This is a genomic window from Streptomyces sp. NPDC006265 (genome assembly GCF_040613555.1).
Taxonomy (GTDB): Bacteria; Actinomycetota; Actinomycetes; order Streptomycetales; family Streptomycetaceae; genus Streptomyces.
Genome location: NZ_JBEXSH010000835.1, coordinates 1 through 4,010, shown reverse-complemented (window position 1 = coordinate 4,010; position 4,010 = coordinate 1). Strand labels below are relative to the sequence as shown.

Sequence of the window (4,010 nt, the reverse complement as noted above, 5' to 3'; positions counted from 1 at the left end):
GGAGGTGCGCTATGTCCGCGAACTCGGCTGACCGGCCGCCGCAGCTGGAGGTCGTGCTCGCACCGAGGGCGCGCCGGGACCGGCGTTTTTGGTCGCCCGCCCTTCACCCCCGTCCGTACACAGGAGCCCAAGATGTTCGAGGCCGTCGAGGAACTCGTCGCCGAGCACGCCGACCTGGAGAAGAAGCTCGCCGACCCGTCGGTCCACTCCGACCAGGCCAACGCGCGCAAGCTGAACAAGCGTTACGCCGAGCTCACCCCCATCGTCGCCACCTACCGCTCCTGGACGCAGACGGGCGACGACATCGGGACCGCGCGCGAACTGGCCGCCGACGACCCCGACTTCGCGGCCGAGGTCAAGGACCTGGAGCGGCAGCGCGAGGAGCTCACGGAGAAGCTGCGCCTCCTGCTCGTCCCGCGCGACCCCAGCGACGACAAGGACGTCATCCTCGAGATCAAGGCGGGCGCGGGCGGCGACGAGTCGGCGCTGTTCGCCGGCGACCTGCTGCGCATGTACCTGCGCTACGCCGAGCGCGTGGGCTGGAAGACCGAGATCATCGACGCCACCGAGTCCGAGCTGGGCGGCTACAAGGACGTCCAGGTCGCCGTGAAGACCAAGGGCGGCCAGGGCGCCACGGAGCCCGGCAAGGGCGTCTGGGCGCGGATGAAGTACGAGGGTGGCGTGCACCGGGTGCAGCGCGTGCCCGCGACGGAGTCCCAGGGCCGTATCCACACCTCCGCGGCCGGTGTGCTCGTCACGCCCGAGGCCGAGGAGGTCGACGTCGAGATCAACCCGAACGACCTCCGCATCGACGTCTACCGGTCCTCCGGGCCCGGCGGACAGTCCGTCAACACCACCGACTCCGCCGTGCGTATCACGCACATTCCCACCGGAGTCGTCGCCTCCTGCCAGAACGAGAAGAGCCAGCTGCAGAACAAGGAGCAGGCACTGCGTATCCTGCGCTCCAGGTTGCTCGCAGCGGCGCAGGAGGAGGCGGAGAGGGAGGCCGCCGACGCCCGCCGCAGCCAGGTCCGCACCGTCGACCGCTCCGAGAAGATCCGCACGTACAACTACCCGGAGAACCGTCTCTCGGACCACCGTGTCGGCTTCAAGGCGTACAACCTGGACCAGGTCCTGGACGGCGACCTCGACGCGGTGATCCAGGCCTGCGTCGACGCGGACTCCGCGGCGAAGCTGGCAGCCGCGTAAGGCCGGCACGAGCACGTACGAGCAATACGGAGGACTTGCGTGAATCTGCTGCTCGCGGAGGTGGCCCAGGCCACTCAGCGGCTCGCCGACGCCGGCGTGCCCTCGCCGCGTACCGACGCGGAGGAACTCGCCGCGTTCGTGCACGGCGTCAAGCGCGGCGAGCTGCACTCCGTCAAGGACTCCGACTTCGACGCCCGCTACTGGGAGGTCATCGCCCGCCGCGAGGCCCGCGAACCGCTCCAGCACATCACCGGGCGCGCCTACTTCCGCTACCTGGAACTCCAGGTCGGCCCCGGGGTGTTCGTGCCGCGGCCCGAGACGGAGTCCGTGGTCGGCTGGGCCATAGACGCCGTGCGGGCCATGGACGTCGTGGAGCCGTGCATCGTCGACCTGTGCACCGGCTCCGGCGCCATCGCGCTGGCCCTCGCCCAGGAGGTGCCGCGCTCGCGCGTGCACGCCGTGGAGCTGTCCGAGGACGCCCTGCGGTGGACCCGCAAGAACGTCGAGGGGTCCAGGGTCGACCTGCGGCAGGGCAACGCCCTCACCGCCTTCCCCGACCTGGACGGCCAGGTCGACCTGGTCATCACCAACCCGCCGTACATCCCGCTCACCGAGTGGGAGTACGTCGCCCCCGAGGCGCGGGACTACGACCCCGACATGTCCCTCTTCTCCGGCGAGGACGGCCTGGACCTCATCCGCGGCCTGGAACGCACCGCGCACCGGCTGCTGCGCCCGGGCGGCGTGGTCGTCGTCGAGCACGCGGACACCCAGGGCGGCCAGGTGCCGTGGATCTTCACCGAGGAGCGGGGCTGGGCCGACGCGGCCGACCACCCGGACCTCAACAACCGCCCACGCTTCGCCACGGCCCGCAAGGCGCTGCCGTGAGCACACCGGGCACCCCGCGCTCTTCGCGGACTTCATCCCAGCAGCACGTGTACGAGGAGGCCAGCTAAAGATGGCACGGCGATACGACACCAACGACGCGACCGACCGTGTGACCGGTCTGCGCGAGGCAGCGTCCGCCGTCCGCCGTGGCGAGCTCGTGGTGCTGCCGACGGACACGGTGTACGGCATCGGCGCCGACGCGTTCTCCTCGGAGGCGGTCGCCGACCTGCTGGACGCGAAGGGCCGGGGCCGCAACATGCCCACCCCCGTCCTCATCGGCTCCCCCAACACGCTGCACGGCCTGGTGACGGACTTCTCCGAGCTGGCCTGGGAGCTGGTCGACGCCTTCTGGCCGGGCGCGCTGACGCTCGTCGCCCGGCACCAGCCGTCCCTCCAGTGGGACCTCGGGGACACCCGGGGCACGGTCGCCGTGCGCATGCCGCTGCACCCGGTCGCCATCGAGCTGCTGACCGAGGTCGGTCCCATGGCCGTCTCCTCCGCCAACCTGACCGGCCACCCGGCGCCGGAGGACTGCGACGCCGCGCAGGAGATGCTCGGCGACTCCGTCTCCGTCTACCTCGACGGGGGCCCGACCCCCGGCATCGTGCCGTCGTCGATCGTCGACGTGACCCGTGAGGTGCCGCTGCTGCTGCGCGCGGGCGCCATCTCGGCGGACGAGCTGCGAAAGGTCGTACCCGACCTCGAGGTGGCGAATTGACGGCCCCTGGATCGGGGCGTGGCATAGGCAACGGGGAAAGCGCGGCGGAGATCACGACGACCTTCGTGGGACTTCCGCGCGACAGCTTCCGCATCCTCCACGTCAGCACCGGCAACGTGTGCCGCTCGCCCATCACCGAGCGGCTGACCCGCCATGCCGTGCGGGAGCGGCTCGGGATCCTGGGCGGCGGGCTGATCGTGGAGAGCGCCGGCACCTGGGGGCACGAGGGCGCGCCCATGGAGTCCCACGCGGAGACCGTCCTGGCCGACTTCGGCGCGGACGCCTCCGGCTTCACCGGGCGCGAGCTCCTCGACGAGCACGTGATCCGCGCCGACCTGGTGCTGACCGCCACCCGGGACCACCGGGCGCAGGTCATCTCCATGGGGCACTCGGCGGGCCTGCGCACCTTCACGCTCAAGGAGTTCACCCGCCTGGTCAAGGCCATCGACCCGGCGACCCTGCCGCCCCTGGAGGAGGGCGTGGTCCTCCGCGCGCGTGCGCTGGTCCGCGCCGCGGCCGCTCTACGCGGGTGGCTGCTCGCGCCCACCGCCGAGGCGGACGAGGTCTACGACCCCTACGGCGCGCCCCTGACGTTCTTCCGTTCCATCGGGGACGAGATACACCAGGCACTCGACCCGGTCGTCACGGCCCTCACCGGCGTCCCCGCAAAGACGTAACAGCCGAGCGCTCCCCAGGCCCCGGGCCTACATTGGTCGTACGTGTCACCGTCGACGCCCGGAGCCCACCATGACGGTCACCCCTGCCATCGAGGCCGACGTCCTGCGCCGCCAGGACCCCGAGCTCGCCGACATCCTGCTCGGGGAGCGGGAGCGGCAGTCGACGACGCTCCAGCTGATCGCCGCCGAGAACTTCAGCTCCCCGGCCGTGCTGGCCGCGCTCGGTTCCCCGCTGGCCAACAAGTACGCCGAGGGCTACCCAGGGGCGCGGCACCACGGCGGCTGCGAGATCGTCGACGTCGCCGAACGCGTCGCGGTCGACCGGGCCAGGGCGCTGTTCGGCGCCGACCACGCCAACGTCCAGGCGCACTCGGGCTCTTCGGCGGTGCTCGCCGCCTACGCCGCCCTGCTCCGCCCCGGCGACACCGTCCTCGCGCTCGGCCTGCACTACGGCGGGCACCTCACGCACGGCTCACCCGCCAACTTCTCCGGCCGCTGGTTCGACTTCGTCGGATACGGCG

4 protein-coding genes and 1 pseudogene are annotated in these 4,010 nt (G+C 71.6%); all 5 read left to right on the top strand.

What is annotated here, in order from left to right; all coding sequences use genetic code 11:
• Positions 1–132 precede the first annotated feature (132 nt).
• Positions 133–1,209 (top strand): peptide chain release factor 1, encoded by a 1,077-nt coding sequence (gene prfA / locus ABZ281_RS41015; protein ID WP_356663048.1) that lies wholly within the window; start codon positions 133–135, stop codon positions 1,207–1,209.
• A gap of 39 nt (positions 1,210–1,248) precedes the next feature.
• Complete coding sequence (prmC, locus tag ABZ281_RS41010; protein ID WP_356663047.1) at positions 1,249–2,094, top strand: peptide chain release factor N(5)-glutamine methyltransferase; 846 nt, start codon at positions 1,249–1,251, stop codon at positions 2,092–2,094.
• Between the two features lie 70 nt (positions 2,095–2,164).
• Positions 2,165–2,812: an L-threonylcarbamoyladenylate synthase gene (locus ABZ281_RS41005; RefSeq protein WP_030854964.1), complete on the top strand. Its 648-nt coding sequence runs from the start codon at positions 2,165–2,167 to the stop codon at positions 2,810–2,812.
• On the top strand, positions 2,809–3,489 hold the full coding sequence (locus tag ABZ281_RS41000; protein WP_031104192.1) for a low molecular weight phosphatase family protein: 681 nt from the start codon (positions 2,809–2,811) through the stop codon (positions 3,487–3,489). The genes ABZ281_RS41005 and ABZ281_RS41000 overlap by 4 nt, the downstream gene beginning before the upstream one ends.
• Positions 3,490–3,559: 70 nt before the next feature.
• Positions 3,560–4,010 (top strand): annotated as a pseudogene (locus ABZ281_RS40995) (serine hydroxymethyltransferase); the annotation flags it as partial.